At 36.5% G+C, this 26,043-nt stretch carries 30 protein-coding genes and 1 pseudogene; 27 read left to right on the top strand and 4 right to left on the bottom strand.

What is annotated here, in order from left to right; all coding sequences use genetic code 11:
* The first annotated feature begins 140 nt into the window (after positions 1–140).
* From yqiS to QRY57_RS20540, 18 genes are all read left to right on the top strand, one after another.
* Positions 141–1,040, top strand: coding sequence for a phosphate butyryltransferase (gene yqiS / locus QRY57_RS20625; protein WP_026590001.1), 900 nt, complete (start codon positions 141–143; stop codon positions 1,038–1,040).
* 35 nt (positions 1,041–1,075) lie between these two features.
* Positions 1,076–2,176 carry a leucine dehydrogenase gene (locus tag QRY57_RS20620; protein ID WP_208019131.1) on the top strand — a complete coding sequence of 367 codons (1,101 nt, stop codon included), beginning with the start codon at positions 1,076–1,078 and terminating at the stop codon, positions 2,174–2,176.
* 87 nt (positions 2,177–2,263) lie between these two features.
* Entirely contained in the window at positions 2,264–3,367 is a 1,104-nt protein-coding gene (buk, locus tag QRY57_RS20615; protein ID WP_026590003.1) for a butyrate kinase, read from the top strand.
* Positions 3,368–3,371: 4 nt separating this feature from the next.
* Entirely contained in the window at positions 3,372–4,793 is a 1,422-nt protein-coding gene (gene lpdA / locus QRY57_RS20610) for a dihydrolipoyl dehydrogenase (RefSeq protein WP_286015992.1), read from the top strand.
* A gap of 26 nt (positions 4,794–4,819) precedes the next feature.
* The gene (gene bfmBAA, locus QRY57_RS20605) at positions 4,820–5,821 is read left to right on the top strand and encodes a 3-methyl-2-oxobutanoate dehydrogenase subunit alpha (protein WP_286015991.1); all 1,002 of its coding nucleotides are present in this window, start codon (positions 4,820–4,822) and stop codon (positions 5,819–5,821) included.
* Positions 5,822–5,834: 13 nt separating this feature from the next.
* Complete coding sequence (bfmBAB, locus tag QRY57_RS20600; RefSeq protein ID WP_026590006.1) at positions 5,835–6,818, top strand: 3-methyl-2-oxobutanoate dehydrogenase subunit beta; 984 nt, start codon at positions 5,835–5,837, stop codon at positions 6,816–6,818.
* A 15-nt stretch (positions 6,819–6,833) separates the two neighbouring features.
* Positions 6,834–8,156 carry a dihydrolipoamide acetyltransferase family protein gene (locus tag QRY57_RS20595; protein WP_286015990.1) on the top strand — a complete coding sequence of 441 codons (1,323 nt, stop codon included), beginning with the start codon at positions 6,834–6,836 and terminating at the stop codon, positions 8,154–8,156.
* 345 nt (positions 8,157–8,501) lie between these two features.
* Entirely contained in the window at positions 8,502–9,680 is a 1,179-nt protein-coding gene (locus QRY57_RS20590; RefSeq protein WP_286015989.1) for an FtsW/RodA/SpoVE family cell cycle protein, read from the top strand.
* 119 nt (positions 9,681–9,799) lie between these two features.
* Entirely contained in the window at positions 9,800–10,510 is a 711-nt protein-coding gene (locus QRY57_RS20585) for a DUF421 domain-containing protein (protein WP_286015988.1), read from the top strand.
* A gap of 207 nt (positions 10,511–10,717) precedes the next feature.
* A complete protein-coding gene (locus QRY57_RS20580) occupies positions 10,718–11,182 on the top strand; it encodes an NUDIX hydrolase (protein WP_208019137.1) in 465 nt (154 codons plus the stop codon).
* Between the two features lie 138 nt (positions 11,183–11,320).
* A complete protein-coding gene (locus QRY57_RS20575) occupies positions 11,321–11,728 on the top strand; it encodes a YjdF family protein (RefSeq protein ID WP_286015987.1) in 408 nt (135 codons plus the stop codon).
* A gap of 142 nt (positions 11,729–11,870) precedes the next feature.
* Positions 11,871–12,284 carry a BrxA/BrxB family bacilliredoxin gene (locus tag QRY57_RS20570; protein ID WP_208019136.1) on the top strand — a complete coding sequence of 138 codons (414 nt, stop codon included), beginning with the start codon at positions 11,871–11,873 and terminating at the stop codon, positions 12,282–12,284.
* A gap of 393 nt (positions 12,285–12,677) precedes the next feature.
* A complete protein-coding gene (locus QRY57_RS20565) occupies positions 12,678–13,457 on the top strand; it encodes a transporter substrate-binding domain-containing protein (RefSeq protein ID WP_026590013.1) in 780 nt (259 codons plus the stop codon).
* Between the two features lie 37 nt (positions 13,458–13,494).
* Complete coding sequence (locus QRY57_RS20560) at positions 13,495–14,154, top strand: amino acid ABC transporter permease (RefSeq protein WP_026590014.1); 660 nt, start codon at positions 13,495–13,497, stop codon at positions 14,152–14,154.
* On the top strand, positions 14,147–14,869 hold the full coding sequence (locus tag QRY57_RS20555; protein WP_026590015.1) for an amino acid ABC transporter ATP-binding protein: 723 nt from the start codon (positions 14,147–14,149) through the stop codon (positions 14,867–14,869). Before QRY57_RS20560 ends, QRY57_RS20555 begins: the two co-directional genes overlap by 8 nt.
* A 291-nt stretch (positions 14,870–15,160) precedes the next feature.
* A complete protein-coding gene (locus QRY57_RS20550; RefSeq protein WP_026590016.1) occupies positions 15,161–16,129 on the top strand; it encodes an aromatic acid exporter family protein in 969 nt (322 codons plus the stop codon).
* Between the two features lie 16 nt (positions 16,130–16,145).
* The gene (locus QRY57_RS20545; protein ID WP_026590017.1) at positions 16,146–16,697 is read left to right on the top strand and encodes a L,D-transpeptidase; all 552 of its coding nucleotides are present in this window, start codon (positions 16,146–16,148) and stop codon (positions 16,695–16,697) included.
* A 73-nt stretch (positions 16,698–16,770) separates the two neighbouring features.
* Positions 16,771–17,010, top strand: a complete 240-nt coding sequence (locus tag QRY57_RS20540; RefSeq protein WP_026590018.1) for a DUF3894 domain-containing protein — start codon at positions 16,771–16,773, stop codon at positions 17,008–17,010.
* Positions 17,011–17,114: 104 nt separating this feature from the next.
* Here the strand turns inward: QRY57_RS20540 and prli42 are convergent, their stop codons facing one another.
* Positions 17,115–17,207 carry a stressosome-associated protein Prli42 gene (prli42, locus tag QRY57_RS20535; protein ID WP_090687428.1) on the bottom strand — a complete coding sequence of 31 codons (93 nt, stop codon included), beginning with the start codon at positions 17,205–17,207 and terminating at the stop codon, positions 17,115–17,117.
* A 199-nt stretch (positions 17,208–17,406) separates the two neighbouring features.
* On the opposite strand from prli42, the gene QRY57_RS20530 reads away from it, so the two are divergent.
* Positions 17,407–17,952, top strand: a complete 546-nt coding sequence (locus tag QRY57_RS20530; RefSeq protein WP_026590019.1) for a GNAT family N-acetyltransferase — start codon at positions 17,407–17,409, stop codon at positions 17,950–17,952.
* Between the two features lie 120 nt (positions 17,953–18,072).
* Positions 18,073–19,191, top strand: coding sequence for a tripeptidase T (locus QRY57_RS20525; RefSeq protein WP_286015986.1), 1,119 nt, complete (start codon positions 18,073–18,075; stop codon positions 19,189–19,191).
* Between the two features lie 54 nt (positions 19,192–19,245).
* Here the strand turns inward: QRY57_RS20525 and QRY57_RS20520 are convergent.
* Positions 19,246–19,475, bottom strand: a pseudogene (locus tag QRY57_RS20520) (hypothetical protein).
* A gap of 120 nt (positions 19,476–19,595) precedes the next feature.
* On the opposite strand from QRY57_RS20520, the gene QRY57_RS20515 reads away from it, so the two are divergent.
* Entirely contained in the window at positions 19,596–20,834 is a 1,239-nt protein-coding gene (locus QRY57_RS20515) for a DNA polymerase IV (RefSeq protein WP_208019125.1), read from the top strand.
* 132 nt (positions 20,835–20,966) lie between these two features.
* On the opposite strand, the gene QRY57_RS20510 is transcribed toward QRY57_RS20515, so the two are convergent.
* Positions 20,967–21,491 carry a YhcN/YlaJ family sporulation lipoprotein gene (locus QRY57_RS20510; protein WP_286015985.1) on the bottom strand — a complete coding sequence of 175 codons (525 nt, stop codon included), beginning with the start codon at positions 21,489–21,491 and terminating at the stop codon, positions 20,967–20,969.
* A 111-nt stretch (positions 21,492–21,602) separates the two neighbouring features.
* On the opposite strand from QRY57_RS20510, the gene QRY57_RS20505 reads away from it, so the two are divergent.
* Positions 21,603–22,037: a hypothetical protein gene (locus QRY57_RS20505; protein WP_286015984.1), complete on the top strand. Its 435-nt coding sequence runs from the start codon at positions 21,603–21,605 to the stop codon at positions 22,035–22,037.
* A 112-nt stretch (positions 22,038–22,149) separates the two neighbouring features.
* Here QRY57_RS20505 and QRY57_RS20500 read toward each other — a convergent pair whose 3' ends face one another.
* A complete protein-coding gene (locus QRY57_RS20500) occupies positions 22,150–22,401 on the bottom strand; it encodes a DUF3932 family protein (RefSeq protein WP_286015983.1) in 252 nt (83 codons plus the stop codon).
* 188 nt (positions 22,402–22,589) lie between these two features.
* On the opposite strand from QRY57_RS20500, the gene rnz reads away from it, so the two are divergent.
* The 5 genes from rnz (at position 22,590) to sdaAA (ending at position 26,004) form a co-directional block, all read left to right on the top strand.
* The gene (gene rnz / locus QRY57_RS20495; RefSeq protein ID WP_286015982.1) at positions 22,590–23,513 is read left to right on the top strand and encodes a ribonuclease Z; all 924 of its coding nucleotides are present in this window, start codon (positions 22,590–22,592) and stop codon (positions 23,511–23,513) included.
* Positions 23,514–23,967: 454 nt separating this feature from the next.
* Entirely contained in the window at positions 23,968–24,156 is a 189-nt protein-coding gene (locus QRY57_RS27245; RefSeq protein WP_231503887.1) for a PTS sugar transporter subunit IIC, read from the top strand.
* 21 nt (positions 24,157–24,177) lie between these two features.
* Positions 24,178–24,399 carry a hypothetical protein gene (locus QRY57_RS27240; RefSeq protein ID WP_286015981.1) on the top strand — a complete coding sequence of 74 codons (222 nt, stop codon included), beginning with the start codon at positions 24,178–24,180 and terminating at the stop codon, positions 24,397–24,399.
* A 48-nt stretch (positions 24,400–24,447) separates the two neighbouring features.
* A complete protein-coding gene (sdaAB, locus tag QRY57_RS20480) occupies positions 24,448–25,107 on the top strand; it encodes an L-serine ammonia-lyase, iron-sulfur-dependent subunit beta (RefSeq protein ID WP_208019134.1) in 660 nt (219 codons plus the stop codon).
* A gap of 18 nt (positions 25,108–25,125) precedes the next feature.
* Positions 25,126–26,004, top strand: a complete 879-nt coding sequence (sdaAA, locus tag QRY57_RS20475) for an L-serine ammonia-lyase, iron-sulfur-dependent, subunit alpha (protein ID WP_026590028.1) — start codon at positions 25,126–25,128, stop codon at positions 26,002–26,004.
* Positions 26,005–26,043 lie beyond the last annotated feature (39 nt).

The raw sequence follows: 26,043 nt of genomic DNA, 5'->3' as shown, positions 1-26,043 counted from the left end.
AATATTATGTGATTTTTCAAAGTACTGATTTTACTGCATTTTGTATACGTTTTCATAATTGGTATGACCACTTTAAAAAGTTGGCACGGTATTTGCTTATTAAATAGACGAGGGACGACGGAAAGGGTTGATTACAAAATATGAAGTTGCAAAACCTAATTGATCAAGCAGCCGGAAAGCCAAGAAAAACTGTGGCAGTGGCAGTAGCTGAAGATCATGAAGTAATTGAGGCAGTAGTTAAAGCAATACAATTACAGTTAGCTCAATTTCGTCTATATGGAAATCAAGAAATAATTATGGGTATGTTACAAGAGCATGGATTACAAGCTTCAGACCATGTTCAAGTGATTGCAGCATCATCAAATATCGAGGCTGCGGAACTTTCTGTTAAGGCAGTAAGAAATGGTGAAGCCGATGTGCTTATGAAGGGGAACATCCCAACAGCAAGTATTTTAAAAGCAGTATTAAATAAAGAGTGGGGACTTCGCAAAGGTAGCGTATTATCGCATGTAGCGGCATTTGAAGTTCCAAATTATGATCGCTTTATTTTCGTCACAGATGCAGCGATGAATATTGCACCTGATGTACAGCAAAAAGCTGCTATTATACAAAATACTGTTGAAGTTGCCCGGGCAATAGGAATTGAATTACCGAAAGTGGCTCCAGTTGCAGCGGTGGAAGTTATTAATCCAGCAATGCAGGCAACAATTGATGCAGCAATGTTGACACAAATGAATCGTCGTGGACAAATTAAAAATTGTGTCGTTGATGGACCACTTGCTTTAGATAATGCTGTATCACAAATTGCAGCAGAACACAAAGGCATTGTAAGTGATGTAGCAGGTAAGGCAGACATTTTACTCGTCCCAACGATTGAAGCCGGAAACGTGCTATATAAATCGCTTGTTTATTTTGCAAATGCAAATGTAGGAGCGATGATTGCTGGCGCGAAAGCACCAATTGTTTTAACATCTCGTGCCGATTCGGCAGAAACAAAAGTATATTCATTAGCTTTAGCAGTTGCGACTGCTTCTAAATAAACCAAAAGGGTAAAAACAATTAGGGGGAAATGACAATGACATTAGAAATCTTCGAATACTTAGAAAAATATGATTATGAGCAAGTAGTATTTTGTCAAGATAAAGAATCTGGATTAAAAGCAATCATTGCAATTCATGATACAACACTTGGACCGGCACTTGGTGGAACAAGAATGTGGACATATGATTCTGAAGAAGCGGCGATTGAAGATGCATTGCGTCTTGCAAAAGGGATGACATATAAAAACGCAGCAGCTGGTTTAAACTTAGGTGGTGCAAAAACAGTTATCATCGGTGACCCACGTAAAGATAAAAGTGAAGCAATGTTCCGTGCGCTAGGACGTTATATCCAAGGCTTAAACGGTCGTTATATTACTGCAGAAGATGTTGGTACAACGGTTGATGATATGGATATTATTCATGAAGAGACTGACTTTGTAACAGGTATTTCACCTTCATTCGGTTCTTCTGGTAACCCATCTCCAGTAACTGCTTATGGTGTTTACCGTGGTATGAAAGCAGCAGCAAAAGAAGCATTTGGTACAGATAGCTTAGAAGGAAAAGTAATTGCTGTTCAAGGTGTTGGAAACGTAGCATATCACTTATGCAAACATTTACATGCTGAGGGAGCACAATTAATCGTTACAGACATTAATAAAGAAGCAGTACAACGTGCAGTAGAAGAATTTGGTGCAACAGCAGTTGAGCCAAACGAAATTTACGGTGTAGAATGTGACATTTACGCACCATGTGCACTAGGGGCAACAGTGAATGATGAGACAATTCCACAACTGAAAGCAAAAGTAATTGCGGGTTCTGCAAATAACCAATTAAAAGAAGATCGTCATGGCGATACGATTCATGAAATGGGAATTGTATATGCACCGGATTATGTAATTAATGCGGGCGGCGTAATTAACGTAGCGGATGAGTTATATGGATACAATAGAGAACGTGCATTAAAACGCGTAGAATCTATTTATGACACAATTGCAAAAGTAATTGAAATTTCAAAACGTGATGGTGTACCAACTTATCTTGCAGCAGATCGTCTAGCTGAAGAGCGTATTGCAAGTTTAAAAAATACACGTAGTACATTCTTACGCAACGGCCATGACATTATTAGCCGTCGCTAATCTATCATATATAAATTTTACAAAAGCTGTGGTTACCTCTTATGAGGTTTCCACTGCCTTTTGAATTTAAAGGTGGAGGTAGCAACATTGTCTTTAAATCGAATCCTTGTTATTAATCCGGGTAGTACATCAACAAAAATAGGTGTTTTTGATAATGAAAGACCTGTTCTAGAAGAAACGATTCGTCATGATGTAGATAAAATTGGGAAATATAAACGAATTATTGATCAATATGAATTCCGAAAAGAAACCATTTTAGAAGTTCTTCATTCTCATGGTATTAATATTTCGAAATTAAACGCTGTTTGTGGCCGCGGGGGATTACTTCGTCCGATTGAAGGTGGTACGTATACAGTAAATGAATCGATGTTAGAAGATTTGAAAAGTGGATATAGCGGTCATCATGCATCAAATCTTGGAGGGATTTTAGCATATGAAATCGCTTCTGGATTAAATATTCCGGCATTCATCGTTGATCCAGTTGTTGTTGATGAAATGGCACCGATTGCACGCATTAGTGGAATAGCTGGCATGGAGCGGAAAAGTATTTTTCATGCGTTAAATCAAAAAGCGGTAGCTCGTAAGGTTGCAGCAGAGCTTGATCGTAAATATGAAGACTTAAACCTATTAATTGCTCATATGGGCGGTGGGATTACAGTTGGTGCTCATAAAAATGGAAAAGTTATCGATGTAAATAATGGCTTAAACGGAGAAGGGCCATTTAGTCCAGAACGTGCTGGAACAGTACCAGTTGGACAGTTAGTTGAAATGTGTTTCTCTGGTGAGTATTACCGCGATGAAATGATGAAAAAGATTGTTGGACAAGGCGGGTTAGTGAGTCTCATTGGCACAAATGATGCAATTAAGGTTGAAAACATGGTTGAGAAAGGTGATCCTGAGGCAACACTTATTTACAAAGCAATGGCGTACCAAGTTGCAAAAGAAATTGGTGGGGCAAGTGCCGTTCTTCATGGGAAAGTCGATGCAATTGTTTTAACAGGTGGACTTGCATATAGTAAAATCCTTGTTGATGAAATTAAAGAGCGTGTTCATTGGATTGCAGATGTCATTGTACATCCTGGAGAAGATGAATTACAAGCATTAGCAGAAGGAGCGCTTCGTGTGTTACGTGAGGAAGAAGCTCCAAAAGAGTATGTTGTACGAGAAAAAGAAACGGTAGCTAGGGGTTGAGATAATGGCAAAAGAATATGATTTAGTCATCGTTGGCGGCGGTACTGGTGGATATGTTGCTGCTATTCGTGCATCACAATTAGGGCTAAAAACAGCGCTTGTTGAAAAAGATAATCTTGGCGGAACTTGCTTACACAAAGGGTGTATCCCTAGTAAAGCATTGCTACGCAGTGCTGAAGTATATGCAACTACGAAAAAGAGTGAAGAGTTTGGCGTTGTAACGAGCAATGTAGAATTAAACTTTGCAAAAGTGCAAGACCGTAAAGAAAAAATTGTAACGCAGCTTCATAAAGGCGTTCAACATTTAATGAAGCAAGGTAAAATTGATGTGTTTGAAGGTATCGGCCGAATCCTTGGACCTTCTATCTTCTCTCCAATGCCAGGAACCATTTCGGTTGAACTTGCAAGTGGTGAAGAGAATGAAATGCTTATTCCAAAAAATGTTCTGATTGCAACAGGATCTCGTCCAAATTCATTACCAGGTTTAGAATTAGATGGAGAATATGTAATGTCATCAGATCATGCTTTAAAAATGGAAACACTTCCGAAGTCCATTATTATTGTGGGCGGCGGTGTAATTGGGATTGAATGGGCATCTATGCTTGCTGACTTCGGTGTAGAAGTTACTGTTTTAGAATATGCAAAACATGTCCTGCCGCTTGAGGATCAAGATGTTTCTAAAGAAATGCAACGTCTATTCAAGAAAAAAGGTATTAAAGTAGTGACGGGTGCAAAAGTATTACCAGAAACATTGGTAAAAGATAATGGAGTAGCAATTCAAGCAGAACACAATGGTGAAAATAAAGAATTCAAGGCAGAAAAAATGCTTGTATCTGTAGGAAGACAAGCGAATACACAAAATATCGGTTTAGAGAATACAGAAATTGTCGTAGAAAAAGGATACATTCAAACAAATGAATTTTATCAAACGAAAGAATCACATATTTATGCAATTGGTGATGTAATCGGCGGCTTACAGCTTGCACACGTTGCTTCTCATGAAGGTATTGTTGCTGTAGAACATATAGCTGGTAAAGAAGTTATGCCAATCGATTACTCTATGGTATCGAAATGTGTATACAGTAGTCCAGAAGTAGCTTCTGTTGGTTTAACGGAACAAGAAGCAAAAGAAAAAGGTTATAAATTAAAAGTAGGTAAATTCTCATTCCGTGCAATAGGAAAAGCGCTTGTATACGGCGAATCAGATGGCTTTGTCAAACTTGTAGTTGATGAAGAAACAAATGATATTCTTGGTGTTCATATGATTGGTCCACATGTAACGGATATGATTTCTGAAGCAGGTCTTGCAAGAGTGCTTGATGCAACACCTTGGGAAGTGGCACATACAATTCATCCGCATCCATCATTATCAGAAGCGATTGGTGAAGCTGCGTTAGCAGTAGATGGAAAAGCGTTACACGCATAAAAATGTGGATTTAGGAGGTTATAAAAATGGCAGAAGTAAAAGAAAAGCGCCATGAAGAACTTGGCTTAAGTGATGAGCAAGTATTAGAAATGTATCGTACGATGTTACTTGCACGTAAAATTGACGAACGTATGTGGTTGTTAAACCGTGCAGGGAAAATTCCATTCGTAATTTCTTGTCAAGGACAGGAAGCTGCGCAAGTAGGTGCAGCATTTGCACTTGATCGCGAAAAAGATTATGCATTGCCATATTATCGTGATATGGGTGTAGTACTAGCATTTGGTATGACAGCAAAAGAGCTTATGTTATCTGGCTTTGCAAAAGCAGGAGACCCAAACTCTGGTGGCCGTCAAATGCCTGGTCACTTCGGTCAAAAGAAAAACCGTATTGTGACAGGATCGTCTCCAGTTACAACGCAAGTACCGCATGCAGTTGGTATTGCTTTAGCTGGAAAGATGGAGAAGAAAGATTTAGTAACGTTTGTAACATTTGGTGAAGGTTCTTCTAACCAGGGTGACTTCCACGAAGGTGCAAACTTTGCTGGTGTACACAAATTGCCTGTTATTTTCATGTGTGAGAATAACAAATATGCAATTTCTATTCCTGTTGAAAAGCAATTAGCATGTAAGAATGTATCAGATCGTGCGATTGGTTATGGTATGCCAGGATATACAGTAGACGGAAATGATCCACTTGCAGTATATAAAGCTGTAAAAGAAGCAGCTGATCGTGGCCGCAAAGGTGAAGGTCCAACTTTAATTGAAACGGTATCATATCGTTTAACAGCACACTCTAGTGATGACGATGATCGTGTATATCGTGATAAAGAAGAAGTAGAAGAGGCAAAGAAAAAGGATTCAATCTTTACATTTGCTGCTTATTTAAAGGAAGTTGGCGTGTTAACAGAGGAATCTGAAAAACAACTGTTAGATGAAATTATGCATATCGTAAACGAAGCTACAGAATATGCAGAAAATGCTCCGTATGCAGCACCTGAAGACGCATTGAAGCACGTATACGCAGAATAGGGGGGAACGTTTCATGGCTGTAATGTCTTATATTGACGCGATTACATTAGCGATGCGCGAGGAAATGGAACGCGATGAGAAAGTATTTGTATTAGGAGAAGACGTTGGTAAAAAAGGTGGCGTATTTAAAGCGACAACTGGATTGTATGATCAATTTGGTGAAGATCGTGCCCTTGATACACCGCTTGCAGAATCTGCAATTGCTGGGGTAGCAATTGGTGCGGCAATGTACGGAATGCGTCCAATTGCTGAAATGCAATTTGCTGATTTCATTATGCCGGCAGTAAACCAAATTGTTTCTGAGGCAGCGAAAATTCGTTACCGTTCTAATAACGACTGGACTTGTCCAGTTACTATACGTGCACCATTTGGTGGCGGTGTTCATGGTGCGTTATATCATTCGCAGTCTGTAGAAGCAATGTTCGCAAATCAACCAGGTTTAAAAATTGTCATTCCTTCTACACCATATGATGCAAAAGGATTATTAAAAGCAGCAATTCGTGATGAAGATCCAGTACTATTCTTTGAACATAAACGTGCATATCGTTTAATTAAAGGCGAAGTACCAGAGGACGATTATGTATTACCAATCGGAAAGGCAGATGTAAAACGTGAAGGTGATGATATTACGGTCATCACATATGGATTATGTGTTCACTTTGCTCTTCAAGCTGCTGAAAAATTAGCGAAAGATGGCATTTCTGCTCACATTCTTGATTTACGTACTGTGTATCCATTAGATAAAGAAGCGATTATTGAAGCAGCTTCAAAAACTGGTAAAGTTCTTCTTGTAACGGAAGATAATAAAGAAGGAAGCATCATAAGTGAAGTAGCAGCAATTATTGCAGAAAATTGCTTATTCGATTTAGATGCACCAATTGCACGTCTTGCAGGTCCAGACGTTCCAGCAATGCCATATGCACCAACAATGGAAAAATTCTTTATGGTAAATCCAGATAAAGTTGAAAAAGCAATGCGTGAACTTGCGGAATTTTAATCGGGGGGACTATACATGGCTGTAGAAAATATTACAATGCCTCAGCTTGGGGAAAGTGTAACAGAAGGTACAATTAGTAAATGGCTCGTAAATGTTGGCGATCATGTAAATAAATATGATCCGCTTGCAGAAGTAATGACAGATAAAGTAAATGCAGAAGTGCCATCTTCTTTCACTGGAATTGTGAAAGAGTTAATCGCTGGTGAAGGTGATACACTGGCTGTAGGTGAAGTTGTTTGTGTAATTCAAGTAGAAGGAGCAGATGAAGTAGCTGCCACGACTGTAGAAGAGAAAACAAAAGAGGAACCAAAAGTAGAAGTAGCTTCATCTGGAAAAGCACCAAAAGTGAAGCAACCAACTGATGGTAAACCACGTTTTTCACCAGCTGTATTAAAACTAGCAGGTGAACATAATATTGATTTAGATGCAGTGGAAGGTACGGGGGCAAATGGCCGTATTACGCGTAAAGATATTTTAAAGCTAGTTGAATCTGGTAACATCCCGGTAGTTGGGGCAAAGAAAGAAGAAGCACCTGCTTCTGTACCAACACAACAGGAAGCGCCAAAATCAGCTACGCCAGCACCATCAGCACCAAAAACAGAAGCAACAAAACCAGTGTCTGTACCGACTGTACCTGGAGATATCGAAATTCCAGTGACTGGTGTGCGTAAAGCAATCGCTGCGAATATGCTGCGTAGTAAACATGAAGCACCACATGCATGGATGATGATTGAAGTAGATGTAACAAACCTTGTATCATACCGTAATTCAATTAAAGGTGAGTTCAAAAAACGCGAAGGCTTCAACTTAACATTCTTTGCATTCTTTGTAAAAGCAGTTGCACAAGCATTGAAAGAGTACCCGCAAATTAATTCAATGTGGGCTGGCGATAAAATCGTTCAGAAGAAGGATATTAACCTTTCTATCGCAGTTGCAACAGAAGATGAGTTATTTGTACCTGTTATTAAACAAGCAGATGAGAAAACAATTAAAGGCATTGCTCGTGAAATTACAGAACTTGCAGGAAAAGTTCGTACAAAATCATTGAAAGCAGACGAAATGCAAGGCGGTACATTTACAATTAATAACACAGGATCATTTGGATCTGTTCAGTCCATGGGAATTATTAATTATCCACAAGCTGCGATTTTACAAGTAGAATCTATTGTAAAACGTCCAGTAATTATGGATAATGGCATGTTTGGTGCACGTGACATGGTTAACTTATGTCTATCACTTGATCACCGCGTACTTGATGGTTTGATTTGTGGTAAATTCTTAGGACGTGTAAAAGAAATTCTTGAAAATGTATCAGCGGATAATACATCTGTATATTAATAAAAAGCTCGCGTCTGCGAGCTTTTTGCTTTAGAAAAGATATACTTCTTCACTTTGTATTCCACAATAAAAAATGCCTTCCATTAATCTGACAATGAATAACAATGTATTATAAATTTATGAAAATACATTGCTGATATTCAGTATATAGATATACAATAAAAAAAGAATCCTTTTTTGGCAAATCTTACTGACGAAACTGTAGTATAATGTATTGTATTGTTTGAAAAAGAAAGTTATTCTATATAAGTATTTTATAGATTAATGTGCAATCAGCCGTCAAAACATGAAGCGTATTGACTCCTGATTTTTTATTTTGCCTTAACAATGTTTCAGGAGGGTGTCATGAAGAGAAGTACCGAGTTTCTAAAAAGTTTAGATGTAAAATTAATTTTAATTTTGTGTGTCTTATGCATTACAAGTATAGCTGCCATATATAGCAGTCAACAAACAGGGCAATATGGAGCTGCGAACTTTGCAATGAAACAAGGGATTAACTATATAATAGGTATTGTGTTATTACTACTTGTTGCAAGTATTGATTTAGATCAGTTGCAAAAATTAGCGTGGCCATTGTATATTGTTGGATTTGCTTCTATTATCATACTTAAGATTTCACCATTTAAAGGTTTAACACCTGAAATATTAGGTGCAAAAAGATGGTTTCGTGTCCCTGTCCTTGGGGCAATTCAGCCATCAGAGTTTTTCAAAATTGCGTTGCTTATTTTAGTTGCCAGTTTAGCGGTGAAGCATAATGCGAAATATATGGTACGAACTTTTCAAACTGATTTAATATTAGTAGGTAAGATTATTTTAGTATCGATTCCACCTGCTTTAATTGTATATAGTCAGCCTGATACAGGGATGGTTTTCCTATATGCTGCAGGGATCGCATGTATTTTGTTTATGTCAGGTATTCAAAAGAAGTTAATTGCAATATGTACAGTTATTCCACTGACCATATTGTCCACATTAGTATTTATATTTTTGAAATACCCAGATATTTTTTTCAACAAATTGGTTACTTTACTAAAGCCACATCAACAGTCACGAATTTTGGGATGGCTAGATCCATTTGAGCACGCAGATCAAGGTTATCAAACACAACAATCAATTTTAGCGGTGGGTAGTGGAGGAATGGATGGAAAAGGATTTGGATATGGAAGTGTCTACATTCCCGAAAAGCATACCGATTTCATTTTTGCTACAATTGCTGAAGAAGGTGGATTTTTAATTGCAGCTTTTATTGTATTTATGTTCCTTCTTCTTTTATATCGAACAATTATAATTGGGTATTCAGCAGATAATTTGTTCGGTACATTATTATGTGCAGGAATAATTGGTGTTTTAACACTACAAATCTTCCAAAATGTTGGTATGATCGTTGGATTAATGCCGGTAAAAGGAATTGCGCTTCCGTTTTTATCATATGGAGGAAGTTCCTTATTCTCGAATATGATGATGATGGGGCTCGTTTTATCGGTGCGGAAAACTTATAAAAAGTATATGTTTTCAGTTAGTTAATTTTTATGTAAAAAGGCTGATTCGTTTTCATGCGAATCGGTCTTTTTTGTATAGATGCTCTTAATCATCACAAACTAAAGGGAGTGTGAAAGTTTGTGATGATTAAGGAGTGCAAATTCATGCATATGCATATTTTGAATGGGGCACATCATCTTTCTTATATAGAATGGATGATTCGAGCTATCATAGCGTATATTTTTTTAATTTTTGTTGCTAAAGCAATGGGACAACGCTCCATTGCACAGCTTCGTTTTTTGGATGTCGTATTAGTGCTATTGTTGGAAGGGAATCTCTCTAACGCACTATCCGATGAAAGAGTCGGTTTACTCGGATCGATGATTACAACATGTATGCTCATTGTTCTTTATATTGTCAGTTCGATTTTAGCGTTGAAATGGGATCGATGGAGACGCTTTTTAGAACCATCGCCCATTATACTTATACATAATGGGTCAATTGATTTTAATAATTTGAAAAAAGCAAGAATTACAGTAGAGTATTTATTCTCTGAATTACGCTTACAAAGTGCTAGTGATATTAAAACGATAAGATTAGCATTATGGGAAGCAAGTGGTGTTGTTTCGGTATTTCAGTATCCAGAATATGAAACGGTATCTCGGCAGGATATGAAAGTAGCTGGTAAAAAATCACCTATTTCATTTATTCTTGTAAAAGACGGGAAAATTCAAAAGGATGTGCTCACTTTATTGGGGAAAACGGAAAGATGGGCAAAGGAGGAATTATCAAAAAAAGTATCAATTGAATTGATTCAATTAGCAACTATAGATGAAAATGAACAAATCAATATTTTGTCTAGCGTTCAAGATTAAAATGCAAGGAAAGAAAAAAAGTTAGGTGGGGGAATGTGCTGCTCGTAAAAGCCTAATTGATAAAAATGAATTATCACTGGGGAGGGAGAAAAACTCCACTGATTAAAGTTTTACTTTATAAAAAAGTAAAAAATATGGCATTTTACCATTTCTTGCATATGATACAATAGTGTGGACAACGAAATAAAAAAAGAAGGGTTTGTTTCGATGGGATATGTAGAAGAATTACGGAAAGTAGTTGGTCATCGCCCTTTAATTTTAGTTGGTGCTGTTGTTCTCGTATTGAATGAAGATGGACATGTTTTGCTACAACAACGAACAGAACCGTACGGAAAATGGGGATTACTTGGCGGTTTGATGGAACTTGGAGAATCACCAGAAGAAACAGCTTGCCGTGAAGTATATGAAGAAGCAGGGATTCATGTAAAAAATTTAAAGCTCATTAATGTGTTCTCTGGAGCGAATTACTTTATAAAATTAGCGAATGGTGATGAATTTCAATCCGTAACGACGGCTTATTATACAAATGAATATGAAGGGTTGCTATCTGTCAATAAAGAGGAAGCAGTTCAACTTAAATTCTTTCCAATTACAGGATTACCAGATTATATTGTAGGTTCGCATAAAAAAATGATTGAAGTATATGAAAATATAGGGAAAAAAGTTAAATGAAGTAAAAATGATGTATAATGGATATAGAAATGCAAAAACACAGTTCTGGTTGGTAGTCCAGGCGCATACTAGTATGTCAGTAACCTTCCCCTCCGGGATGTCCAGTATTTCTAATTTTTTCTAAGGAGGGGCTGTCGAATGGATTTGACAGTATATCACGATGGTCAGTTTTTTGTAGGAATGATTGAGAACACACATAAAGGAACTTTGTATGCAGCGAGGTATATTTTTTGTGCTGAGCCATCAGATGAAGAGATACTTTTGTTTGTAAATGGTATGATGCTAAAGTATTTTAATCACTTTGCCAGATGTGGTGTTAAAGTGAAAGAGAAACAGCGTCCAAAAAATATAAAGCGTATCATAAGAGAAGCTGCGAAAGAAATGCATACAAAGCGCTTTACGAAAGCACAAGAAGCAATTAGTTTATCTTATGAATTGCATAAGCAGGAAAAAAGAGTGCAATCTAAGGAACAGCGTGAAGCAGAAAAGCAGAAAAAACGTCTTATCAAAGTGCAAAAAGCAAAACAAAAGCATCGTGGACATTAAGAGAAACGTCTTAGGACACTTGTTCTAAGACGTTTTATTTATACACAAAAGTAAGTTTACTTGTACTTCTGAAACAGTAACTGGTAAGATACAAATAGATAGATCTAGAGGAGGGAAAACATTGATTAACTTTAACTTTTTTATGAATGATGTTGTCCGTCAAGCGCGTGAGGAAATTGTTTCCGCTGGATATACAGAATTAACAACAACAGAAGCGGTCGATGAAGCGTTCAAAAAAGAGGGCACAACGCTTGTAATGATAAACTCAGTATGTGGTTGTGCAGGTGGTATTGCTCGCCCTGCTGCTGCACATTCCGTACACTATGATAAACGTCCAAATCAACTTGTAACAGTATTTGCAGGTCAGGACAAAGAGGCAACAGCACGTGCACGTGAATATTTTGAAGGATATCCACCATCTTCTCCGTCTTTCGCATTATTAAAAGATGGAAAGATTGTAACGATGGTTGAACGCCATGAAATTGAAGGTCACGATCCAATGCAAGTTATTGCAAAATTACAATCGTATTTTGAAGAGAATTGTGAAGAGGTTTAATAGAATGAAAAAACGGTACAGACACTTATGTGTTTGTACCGTTTTTTTGTATCCTGCTAATTAGAGTGAAACGAGGAAGATGGGGAGTAGAAAAATTTCCTTTTTGCTAGAAGTTTCACATATTGAAAGGATATGTAGAAAAATCTCACTTTAATGGTTAATAGAATTTGAATTTCTTTATTCTTAGTTGCATATCATGAAAGAGAATATACATAAAAAACATGTATTATGCAAAAATTTATACATAAAAAACATATTAGATATTGATTATAATTAAAAACATTATTTATTTTTATTTTAATTATTGCATAAAAATAAAAACGCTGATACAATACAAACATCGAATAAAAATTCTATAAAACTTTTAAATATACATTATTAGGGGGAAGAAACATGAAGAAGTTATTATCAATTTCATTTGCACTTATTTTAATCGTAAGTATGTTTAGTGCTTGTAGTAAGGGAGAAACAAAAGAAGCGAATAAAAATAAGAAAGTACTTATTATGGGAACTTCAGCAGACTATAAACCTTATGAATATGTAGAAGCTTCCAAGAGTGATGAAATTATCGGTTTTGATGTAGATATTGCAAAATATATTGGAAAAGAACTTGGTTATGAAGTGAAAATAAAGGATATGGATTTTGGAGGATTGCTAGCATCTCTTAGCTCAGGAAAAGTTGATTTTGTTATGGCAGGTATGACACCAAATCCAGATCGTAAGAAGAATGCCGATTTTACAGATATATATTTTGTTGCTAAAAACATGATCGTTTCGAAAAAGGATTCTGGTATTAAATCATTACAAGATTTAAAAGATAAAAAAGTAGGAGTACAAACAGGTTCTATTCAAGAAGAAAAAGCAAACGACTTCAAAAAACAAGTGAACTTCCAGGCGGAAGGTCGTGACCGTATACCAGAAATTGTACAAGAAATTCAGGCTGGACGCTTTGACGCTGCCATTATAGAAGATACAGTTGCTAAAAATTATTTAGACAAAATAAAAGATTTACAAGGAATTGAAATCAAGGAAGCTCCAGAAGAAGTAGGAGCAGCAATTGCCCTTCCGAAAAATAGTGATAAAACAGCAGAATTTAATAAAGTAATTAAGAAAATGCAAGAGAATGGTGAAATGGATAAATTAGTGAAGAAATGGTTTGGCAGCGGAAAGTAAGCTGCCTTTCTATTTTCTGTGAGAGGAATGACAAAAGATGAACTTAGATTTTTCGGCAATTACTCCGTCGATACCATATATATTAAAGGGTCTAGAAGTTACACTGAAAATTGTAGCAGTATCTGCTATAGCTGGTTTTATGCTCGGAACGCTATTAGCACTTTGCAAAATTGCTAGAATAAGAGTATTAAATATCGCCGCTGATTTATATACATCGATATTTCGTGGTACACCGCTCGTCTTGCAATTAATGATTATTTATTTCGGTGTCCCGCAAATGATTGGATATGATATACCTGCATTTTTAGCAGCAGTACTTGCATTTAGTTTAAATTCAGGTGCATATATGTCAGAGATAATTCGTGCAGGTATTCAAGCAGTTGATAAAGGACAGACAGAAGCTGCGATGGCATTAGGTGTTCCGTATGGAAAAATGATGAGAAATATTATTTTGCCACAAGCATTAAAAAATATATTACCAGCGCTTGTGAATGAGTTTGCAACACTTACAAAAGAGTCAGCAGTAGTAACGGTAATTGGTGCTACAGATTTAATGCGCCGTGCTTATATTGTAGGTGGTGAAACGTTTAAATATCTTGAACCGCTATTATTTGTCGGACTTGTTTACTATATTTTAGTAATTATTCTTACGTTTGTTGGGAAAGCAATTGAAGGGAGAATGAAGAAAAGTGATTAAAGTTGAAAACCTTCATAAATCATTTGGACAAAATGAAGTATTAAAAGGCATTACAACAACAATTGAAAAAGGCGAAGTTGTTGCGATTGTTGGACCGTCTGGATCGGGGAAATCAACATTTTTACGTTGTATGAACATACTAGAAACACCTACAAGTGGTAACATTTGGATTGGTAATGCCGAAGTGACTAACCCGAAAACGAATATTATGCATGTTCGCGAAAATGTTGGTATGGTGTTTCAACATTTTCACTTATTCCCTCATATGACTGTATTAGAAAATATTACGTATGCACCAGTAAATGTAAAAGGAGTGACAAAACAGGAAGCGGAGAAAAAGGCAAAGGAGCTTCTTGAAAAAGTAGGGCTGCTCGATAAAAAGGACGCGTATCCAAATCGTCTTTCAGGCGGACAAAAGCAGCGTGTTGCAATTGCCAGAGCTTTGGCAATGGAGCCAGAAGTTATGCTATTTGATGAACCAACATCTGCACTTGATCCTGAAATGGTAAAGGAAGTATTAGAAGTAATGAAATCTTTAGTGACTACTGGAATGACGATGGCAATTGTGACACATGAGATGGGTTTTGCGAAAGAAGTAGCTGATCGTGTGCTCTTTTTAGATGGTGGTAAACTTGTTGAAGATACACACCCAGAACAGTTTTTTACAGAACCAAAGAGCAAGCGGGCGCAAGAATTTTTACAAAAAATATTGTAACATGTAAAAGTTACGTGAATAATAAGGAGAAAAGGATGACAGTTTGTCATCCTTTTTTTATACTTACTGTAACTACCTGTATACATATATATAAATACAGATTGAAAAAACAATATAAAACCTTTTCTTTTAGGGAGAAGAGAGCGTCAGCCCTTGCATAGAATCGGTCATTGCTTTTTTATCCCCATGCCACGTGAAAACAAAGGGAGAAAATGAGTGGAGAGACCTTTTTATTTTCATAGCCGTGACTTATATGCTGGGAAATTAGAATGAATGTATAGGAGCAATGATATGTTTAGAATTGGATATCGTACAGTGAAAACAGCAGTTGGAACAGGTGTAGCGGTTTTTATTGCTCAGCTATTCGGGTTGGAATTTTATAGTTCTGCGGGGATTTTGGTTATTTTGTGTGTACAAAATACGAAGTGGAAATCACTTCAAGTCTCTTTACATCGATTTTTGGCCTGTTTGTTATCAATGGCATTCTCATTTTGTATTTTTGAAACAATCGGTTATACGCCGCTTGCAATTAGTTTGTTACTTCTTACTTTTATTCCGACAGCTGTTATGTTTAAGATTCAAGAAGGAATTGTTACAAGTTCAGTTATTGTTATGCATTTATATTCATTAAAACATATCACATGGGCAGCGATTGGAAATGAAGTAGCTGTTTTAACAATTGGGATTAGTGTGGCTTTGTTAGTAAATATGTATATGCCAAGTGCAGAAAAAAAATTAAAAGGTTATCAAGAAAAAGTAGAATGGAATTTTAAAACGATTTTATTTGAGATGGCTGTATATTTACGAAATCGGGATAGCGCATGGTCTGGAAAAGAATTAATTGAAACAGAGAACATTTTGAAGCAAGCAAAAGAGCTGTCTTTCAAAAAGCTTGAAAATCAATTTATGCGAGAAGATGATTATTATTATCGATATTTTGATATGCGTATGCAGCAATTTGAAATTTTGGAGCGGATTATGCCACTTGCAGCCTCATTATCGTGGTCATATGAACAATCAGATATGATTGCGGAAATGATTGAAAACGTTGGGAACTCAATTCGTCCTGAAAGTACGGGGCTTATTTCACTTAGACAATTACAAGAAATGCGAGAGATTTTTAGGGAAATGCCACTTCCTGAGACCCGTGAAGAATTTGAAATGCGTGCGAAGCTTGTTCAACTTGTTTATGAAATGGAGCAATATTTACTCATTAAAAGTAGGTTTAAAGGGAAGGATAATGTGAAAGAACTTATATAGAGGGAAGGAATGAATCATGCCGTATTTTCTATCCTTGCTACTATGTTTTTCTCTTTCACCAATTTGGCCTCTTGGAGATAATCCGCGTGCTGGAGATCCATTTATTATTGTAAATAAGCAGACGAATAAGCTTGCTTATATTGATGATGGTAAAATTCAAAAAGTTTTTCCTGTAGCGACTGGAAAAACAAACGAGTTAACACCAGAGGGGACTTTTGATATTGTAATGAAGGCAAAAAATCCTTATTATATTGCGAAGGATATCCCTGGTGGTTCACCCCAAAATCCACTTGGGTCTAGGTGGATGGGGTTTAATGCACGAGGTACTGATGGGAGTAAATATGGTATTCACGGTACAAATCAGCCAAGTTCAATCGGGAAATATATTTCACAAGGGTGTATAAGGATGAAGAAACAAGATGTGGAATATTTATTTGATCGTATTCCGATTGGAACAAAGGTGTGGATTGTAAAAACGAATAAGCCGTTTCAGAAGCTCGCAAAAGAAAAAGGGGCTATTGCTTATGAAAAGGTCAACCATACAAGTTGGCTTTTTCTTTCTGACTAGGTTGTCTTGACATGTGTACATAACCATGAGTTAATGAGAATATATAAAGATAATAGGAAAAGGAGTTGCTTGTATGTATTTGAATCCAAAGCTTTCCTATATGCAATTTTTTATTGGCTTTCTATTCGTTGTTACTTTCATATTGGCAACTTTTAATGTATGTTCTTTTCTTGTATCTATTGTTTTTATGGTGTTCCTTAATTTGACATTTGTAATTGGAGCGTTTCAGCAGAAACATTATACGAGTTTTGTTATGGCACTTGTGATGGCCTTTTCATTCAGTATTGTCGCGATTGTGCTAATCATGAAATAAATATTATTCATTAAAATCATTGTGATTGAACAGGCTGCTTATTTTCTATCTAGAAGAATAAGCAGCCTGTTTGTGTAAAAAAAGGACGAAATACATCGCCCTCTTTACCAAAACATACTAGCTCCAGTGAGTAATGTTGTTACAAGCATTGAAATTAGCATAACGTATATCATAATTTTTTGTGCTTTTTTATTCATACTGGTCCTCCTTGCAATCATTACAATTTTATTGTATCGAGAAATGAAAACATGGACAAGAGTATAAAGAAGACAAAATTCGAGAAGTGTATCTAAAATATAACAGGAAAATATAGAATACATAGAGAATATAGAAGGATGGGACACAAGGTTTTTCGGTGCCTTTAAAAAGTTTTACTAGATGAAGAATGGAGATACGATGATGAAAATATATGAAACAGAACGTTTACAATTAAGAGAAATCGATGAGTCGTATGCAGAGCAAGTTCTTCAATATTACGACAAAAATCGTGAGTTTTTAAAGGCGTGGGAAGAATATCGACCAGATGATTTTTTCACACTAGACTATCAAAAAAAACGATTGCAAAAAGATAAAAAAGAGTTTAATGAAGGAAAAACGATTCGATTATGGATTTTTAAGAATGGAGATAATACGAATATTATAGGATGTATTTCTTTCAATTTAATTGTGAGAGGGATTTATCAATCTTGCGTTCTAGGCTATAAGTTAGATAAAGATGAATTGAATAAAGGATATACAACAGAAGCGCTTAGAAAAGCAATTGATGTTGCTTTTCAAGAATTTCACTTACACCGTATTGAAGCTCCGATTATGCCGCGTAATTTAGCATCTATTCAAGTTGTAACGAAGATTGGTTTTCAATATGAAGGAGTGTCGCGGAAAATGTTAATGGTGAATGGGGTGTGGGAAGATCATATGCGCTGGGTACTGTTAAATGAGTAGAATAGATGGTTATCTAGATGTGTGAACCATCTATTTTTTTCGTGTCTTTCGAAACTTTTGCGAAATTCTGTTATAATTAACCTTGTTACATACATAATGCAATGCAGGAGGCGCATTCTCATGATTAATCAAGAACGTTTAGTAAATGAATTTATGGAACTTGTTCAAGTAGATTCTGAAACAAAATATGAAGCAGAAATTTGTAAAGTGTTAACAAAAAAATTTACTGCTTTAGGTGTTGAAGTATTTGAAGATGACACAATGGGTGTGACTGGACATGGAGCTGGAAATTTAATTTGTACTTTACCAGCGACGAAAGAAGGAGTAGATACAATTTACTTCACTTCTCATATGGATACAGTAGTTCCTGGTAAAGGAATTAAGCCTTCTATTAAAGATGGTTATATCGTATCAGATGGTACTACAATTTTAGGATCAGATGATAAAGCGGGATTAGCTTCTATGTTCGAGGCAATTCGTGTTTTAAAAGAAAAAAATATTTCCCATGGGAAAATTGAATTTATTATTACAGTTGGTGAAGAATCTGGTCTTGTTGGTGCGAAAGCATTGGACCGTGACCGTATTACAGCAAAATATGGTTATGCATTAGATAGCGATGGAAAAGTTGGCGAAATCGTAGTTGCAGCACCAACACAAGCAAAAGTAAATGCGATTATTCGTGGGAAAACAGCTCACGCTGGCGTAGCACCAGAAAAAGGTGTATCTGCAATTACGATTGCAGCAAAAGCAATTGCAAAAATGCCACTAGGTCGTATTGATTCGGAAACAACTGCAAATATCGGTCGCTTTGAAGGGGGCACACAAACAAATATTGTTTGTGATCATGTACAAATCTTTGCAGAGGCTCGCTCTTTAGTAGATGAAAAAATGCAAGAACAAGTTGCAAAAATGAAAGAAGTATTTGAAACAACTGCAAAAGAAATGGGCGGTCAAGCGGATGTTGAAGTAAAAGTTATGTACCCTGGATTTAAATTTGCCGATGGCGATCATGTTGTAGAAGTTGCAAAACGTGCTGCTGAAAAAATTGGTCGTACGCCTTCTCTTCACCAAAGCGGTGGCGGAAGTGATGCAAACGTAATTGCTGGACATGGTATTCCAACAGTAAACTTAGCAGTTGGTTATGAAGAAATTCATACAACAAACGAGAAAATTCCTGTTGAAGAATTAGCAAAAACAGCTGAATTAGTTGTGGCAATTATTGAAGAAGTAGCGAAATAATTGTAAGCATAAGAAAAAAGGGCGTGTAAACCACAATAGGTTTACACGCCCTTTTCATTTAGATTCAATCGCTTTTACAAGGCGAATGAGCCAATAGAAAAAATCCATGGGAGTATATACTTTGTCACTACACCTACTGCGCGAGGGAAAAGTGCAAAGGTAATATAAAAATTGAAAATTCGCAGTAGTAAATAATTAATAGCAATAATTAATATAATAACAAGGAATGTGTAATTGAGTTTGTAATGTACGCCACTTCTTGTGAAAAAATATCCATATTTAATATAAGTATATCAAAAATATGAATGGGAACGAACGTGCTTTTGTAGTTGAGAAGCTCCACTGTTTTCATGGAATTTGATATAATAAAATTAGGAACGAATGTTCTTTAGGGGGTGGAAAACATGAGAGAAATGTATCCAAAAAACGGTCGTGTCATCTTACACGTTGATATGAATTGTTTTTTTGCATCAGTTGAAATCGCGCATGACCCATCGTTAGAAGGTAAGCCACTAGCAATTGCCGGAAATGAAAAAGAGCGAAAAGGAATTATTATAACATGTAGTTATGAAGCGAGAGAATACGGAATACGAACAACAATGCCTCTTTGGGAAGCAAAACGATTATGTCCAGATTTAATTGTGAAACATCCAAATTTTAAATTATATCGTGAGGCATCATTTGAAATGTTTCAAATTCTGTCACGTTTTACTGAGAAGATACAGCCTGTTTCTATAGATGAAGGATACTTAGATATAACAGATTGTTATGGATTAGGTTCCCCCCTTGATATCGCTCGAATGATTCAACAGGCGTTATTAACGGAGTTGCATTTGCCATGTAGCATTGGGATTGCCCCAAACCTTTTTCTTGCAAAGACTGCGTCGGACATGGAAAAGCCGCTCGGTATTACTGTGTTTCGTAAACGAGATATTCAGGAGTTACTGTGGCCGCGTCCTGTTGAAGCGATGCATGGAATTGGTGAGAAAACAGCAGAGAAATTGAAAGAGATCCATATATATACAATTGAACAGTTAGCACATGGGGAAGAACATATCATTCGCGCCAAAATAGGAAAGCATGGTGTGGATTTACAAAAAAGGGCAAAAGGTATGGATGATAGAGAAGTTGATCCGAATCAAATGGGACAACATAAAAGTGTTGGGAATTCAAAGACATTTTCAAAGGATATGGATGAAGAGAAGGAATTGCTTGATATGTTAGAGTGCTTAGCAAAATCAGTTAGTAAAAGGCTACAAAAACGTACGCTTGTCAGTTATAACATCCAAATTACGATTAAATATTATGATCGGCGTACAGTAACACGGAGTAAACAATTAAAAAATGCAATTTGGGAAGAACGCCATATCTTTCAAGCTTCTTCACGTTTGTGGAAACAACATTGGGATGGAGATCCCATTAGGTTGCTTGGTGTTACAGCTACTGAACTAGAGTGGAAGACAGAATCAATCAAGCAACTGGATTTATTTTCATTTGAAGAAGATGCGAAAGAAGAGCCAATATTAGCTGTGATTGACCAGATCAATGATAAATATGGAGCTCCTATTTTGCAAAGAGGAAGTCAGTTATTTCGAAAGCAGGAAAAATCTTTTCAGCAGAAATTAGAAAATAAATTTATGTAAAAGGTGTCATGACAATTTCATATCATGACACCTTTTATGTTTAAATAGCTTCTTAATTGAATGAAGTAGCGGTCAGTCTAGATTTCAAAAGTATTCGACTTACTACTTCTTCAATTAAGGCTACTTGATTTATTATCGAGGATTAGGGAATACTCTTCGAACGGTTTCAGTAAATTCTTCAAATAGTCCTGATACTGGTTTACCTTGGTTGATTTTGTCCGCATAGTCTCTCATGCGATCTACAAAATCAGGATTTGATGATACAAATACATTGCGGATATCTGGATCTGTAGCTCTTACTTGGTCAGCAATTTTGTTCTCTAATTGCTTTGTGACATCACCTTTTACGTTATCACGTAAAACGACTGCAACATAGGCATTTTTGTTTGTGACGACTACAGTTGCTTTGTCCACTTCCGCTAATTCAACAATCCGGTCAGCTGCTTTATTGGCTACGTGTAGTTGTGTTTCATTGTTCGTGATACCGTTCGTATCATTTCGTACCCTTTGAAGGTCAGTGTTGGTTCCTTCGTATCTAACATTTCGTACGCCATTGTTTTCGCGAGTATCCAATGCTTTCTCCTTTTGCTTTCCTGCACATCCAAATAGCGAAATAGCTGCTAAAAAACAGATTGTAAGCATCTTTACATTTTTCAATGATAACCCTCCTTCATTATACTACGTTCTTAAAATGACCAGTTGTACATTTATTATGCATAGTGAAATAGGATGATATAATTTTTATCAAATAAGTTTTGGGGGAAGGGCATGGAGCAAAGTAATCTGAGCTATAGGGTACAAGAACTTTGTAATGTGGCTATTGAATATGCAAAAGCCTTTGACAAAACTTTTAATTATTCCGAGGAGGATATCAAAGAATTGGAAGAGATTTTAGATTATTATGCAAACGATTTACGGGATAAGAAAGCAATTGGGGATGAAGAAGATATACCGACAGAAAATCAAATGTATTCGATGGCTTTAATTTGGGGGAGTTATTTAGGCGAAGTTCTAAAAAGGCATTTAGGACAAGAGGCAGAGTGGCTTCAAGAAACAGTCTTTGATAATGAAGAGGTTTTACATTTACAAGTAGGAGAGTGGAAAGTGTTTCCCATTGATAAAGTATATAAACGATTGGTAAATGGATCAGAAGAGAATGTTATATCCTTCTATGATATAACTAAAGAGTATATGTTAAAGTAATGAGATTTGTATATTTTTGAAATAAAAAAGGCATCGAGAATCGATGCTTTTTATTTTTGTGTTGCTATTTGCGGACAGTAAAACTCCACTCATTAAAGTTTCACTTTATAGATTATGAGATGGTAGAATTTTCATAAATTATGATCTCTGAATTGTTTGTTGTTGAAATACGTTGTGCATAATATGTGATAGAAGAAGAAATATATTCTGGTAACGTTTGATTTGTGTGCAATGTTGTGTACTCATGGATTAATTCTTTTAAAGTCGTCCACTGTAATTGTGCCGGGTGATCAGAAACGAAAGAACTTACCCAGCGATCAAATGAAGATGAAAAATCAGTTTGTAAACGAAATGCTTCTTTCATAGTTAAATGCTCCCTTTTTATTTGATATAATCATTTTACTACAAAATACGAACGTTTGTTATTTTTTTATTTATAACGTTCGTATTATATAGTTGTCTAGATGAGTTGTTTATGAAATTTGATTTGCCATTTGAAATTACATTCCGTAAGATGAAAGATAGAGTATATAAAGAGCTGGAGGAAACAAAGTGGAATTTGTATTTTTAGGAACTGGTGCAGGCGTTCCTTCAAAAGGAAGAAATGTCTCATCAATAGCTTTACAATTACTAGAGGAACGTGGTGAAACGTGGTTATTTGACTGTGGTGAAGCAACGCAACATCAAATTTTACATACATCCGTGCGTCCGCGTCGCATTGAAAAAATTTTTATTACTCATTTACATGGTGATCATATTTTTGGTTTACCTGGTTTATTAGGAAGTCGCTCTTTTCAAGGTGGAACAACGCCATTAACGGTTTATGGCCCAAAAGGAATTAGGCAATTCATTGAAGTGGCATTATCAGTGAGTACGACGCATGTTAAATATCCACTTGAAATTGTTGAAATTACGGAGGAAGGTATTGTTTTTGAAGACATTCAATTTTCTGTAGAAACGAAGAGATTATCACATGGGATTGAATGCTTTGGATATCGCATTGTAGAGAAAGATATACAAGGGCACCTTCTTGTTGATAAATTGTTAGAAGCAGGAGTAAAACCAGGACCAATCTTTAAGCGTTTAAAAGATGGTGAAACAGTAGAATTAAATAATGGAAGAGTCTTACACGGGAAAGACTTTATCGGTCCACCGCAAAAAGGGAGAATTATTACGATATTAGGAGATACGCGTTATTGTGAAGCGAGTAGCCAACTTGCACAAGACGCAGATGTGCTTGTTCATGAAGCGACGTTTGCAGCAGCAGATGAAATCCAGGCGCATGATTATTTTCACTCGACAACGAAACAGGCAGCAAGTATTGCGTTACAAGCGAATGTGAAACGATTGATATTGACTCACATTAGTTCGCGGTATCAAGGAGATGCATATAAGGAATTGTTACAAGAAGCTCAGTCGCTGTTTGCAAATACGGAAATAGCGATGGATTTGAAATGTTTTCCAGTAGAAAGGTGACATTTCACAAACAATGGCAATATAGATTTGCCATTGTTTTGTTTTTTATAAAAAAGTTTTCTCTATAAAATAGATAGAACTGTTATAATTTGATAAATTTATGAACTGATACAGGAATTTTAAGATTTTCGAAAGGGTATGAAAGAAGTACGAAAAATCATTTGTCTTGAAAAACTGTTATATATATAATTTGTTTTATTATTAATACAAGGGGAATAAATGAGGTTAAATTCGGAAATTTTAAAATTCAATAAAAGTAAGCGTTTTATCAAAAACAAGCTATAATGAGGGCGAATTACAATTCATCGTAAGTTGCATCGTGCATTTTAGCCATTTTTCGTAACGAAACGAAATTGACTAAAAGAGAGAGGGCATCAAGGAGATAATTAAAGGAACTGTATTATTATTTGTATTAAGTCTTTTTTAGCTTTTTAGTTTCAAAGCACCAAATGGTATGAAAGCAATGGGTGCTTTAACGAGTGCCGCTGTTGCAAGTTTCTTAGTTGAAGCATTTCAGCTATATGTTGATGGAGATGTAATTGACATACCGTTTTTGAAAGAAGTTGGAGAATCAGCAGGTAGTCTAAGCGGAGTAGCTGGTGCAACTCTTGTTGCGTTAGTAATGGGGGTCTCACTTGTTTAGGCTATGCTTGTAGGGGCTTCTGTGTTAGAATTTGGATTGCTACCAGGATTTATTGCTAGACTTATGACAATGTATGGCTTTAATGATCCGATCAAAGTGACGCTATGTTTCTTATGTATTATGGTGTCTGGTATCTGGTATTTTACAGGATATATCGACTCACTTCTATTCAAAAACTATCCAATTCGTACAGCACAGCAAATTCGTGGTACGGAAGGGAAGACAACAGAATCGGCAGCTTAATAGAATAGTAGTAAGCAATTTTTGATAAAAGGTTTAGGGGGAATCATGATGAAATATCGCTCAGTATTTGATATTATCGGTCCAGTTATGATTGGGCCGTCCAGTTCACATACCGCAGGGGCAGCAAGAATGGGACAGGTTGCTCGTCAACTTTTCCGGCATGAACCAGAAAAAATTACGATTTCGTTATATGGCTCGTTTGCCAAAACATATCGTGGTCATGGTACGGATGTAGCATTGATTGGTGGAATACTAGGATTTGAAACAGATGATATACGTATCCCAAGTGCGCTAGAAATTGCAAAAGAGCGTGGGATTGAAGTGAATTTTATTGAAGAAGAAGCGAATGCACCACATCCGAATACAGCGAGAATTCGCTTGTATAAAGGAGAAGAGGAGATTGAAGTGGTTGCTTGTTCAATCGGTGGTGGAAAGATTGAAGTGGTGGAATTAAACGGATTTGATTTACAATTATCAGGAACAAGTCCAGCACTTCTTATTGTCAATAACGATCGCTTTGGAGCGATTGCATCTGTAGCTTCTATACTTGCCAAACATGAAATTAATATTAGTACAATGAGTGTTTCACGTAAGGAAAAGGGAAGAAAAGCACTTATGGTCATTGAAACAGATGAATTATTAGCAGATGAAGTGATTAAGGAAATTAAGGGACAATCAAATATTTGTCAAGTAACTATTATGGACTAATTGCAGGGGGGACACACCATGTTTCGGAACGCAGCGGAACTAGTGACACAAGCTAAAGAACAGAATGTAAAAATTGCAGAAATTATGATTCAATGTGAAATGCAAACAAGAAGTATTTCTCGTGAAGAAGTACTTGCAGGTATGGAAAAAAACTTAGTCGTGATGGAACAAGCAGTAGAACGTGGTATTCGTGGTGTAAAATCACCAACCGGTTTAACTGGCGGAGATGCGGTGAAAGTACAAGAGTATATGAAGAGTGGAAAAGGCTTATCTGGACATACGATGTTGGATGCGGTAAGTAAAGCTGTTGCGACAAATGAAGTGAATGCAGCGATGGGAATCATTTGTGCAACACCAACAGCTGGATCAGCGGGCACTGTACCAGGAGTATTGTTTGCACTTAAAGAAAAGTTACAGCCAACACGCGAAGAAATGATTGAATTTCTATTTACAGCTGGAGCATTTGGTATGGTTGTTGCCAATAATGCTTGTATTTCTGGTGCAGCTGGAGGATGTCAAGCTGAAGTTGGTTCAGCAAGTGGAATGGCAGCGGCAGCAGCTGTTGAAATGGCAGGAGGAACGCCGGAGCAAGCGGCTACGGCGATGGCAATTGCTCTAAAGAATATGTTAGGATTAGTATGTGATCCTGTTGCTGGACTTGTAGAAGTCCCTTGTGTAAAACGTAATGCAGCAGGTGCTTCAAATGCGATGATTGCAGCTGATTTATCATTAGCTGGTGTAACAAGTACGATTCCATGTGATGAAGTTATTGAAGCGATGTTTAGAATTGGGCAAACAATGCCAGTTGCACTTCGTGAGACGGCTGAAGGTGGACTAGCAGCAACACCGACAGGACGTCGCCTTCAAGAAGAGATTTTTGGGAAGAGTAGCAAATAAGAGAATACGATCGTAATAAAAAACGGAGCTCAGATTTAT

This window comes from Bacillus arachidis (genome assembly GCF_030285945.1).
Classification (GTDB): Bacteria; Bacillota; Bacilli; order Bacillales; family Bacillaceae_G; genus Bacillus_A; species Bacillus_A arachidis.
This window is presented reverse-complemented; position numbering and strand designations above follow the sequence as displayed.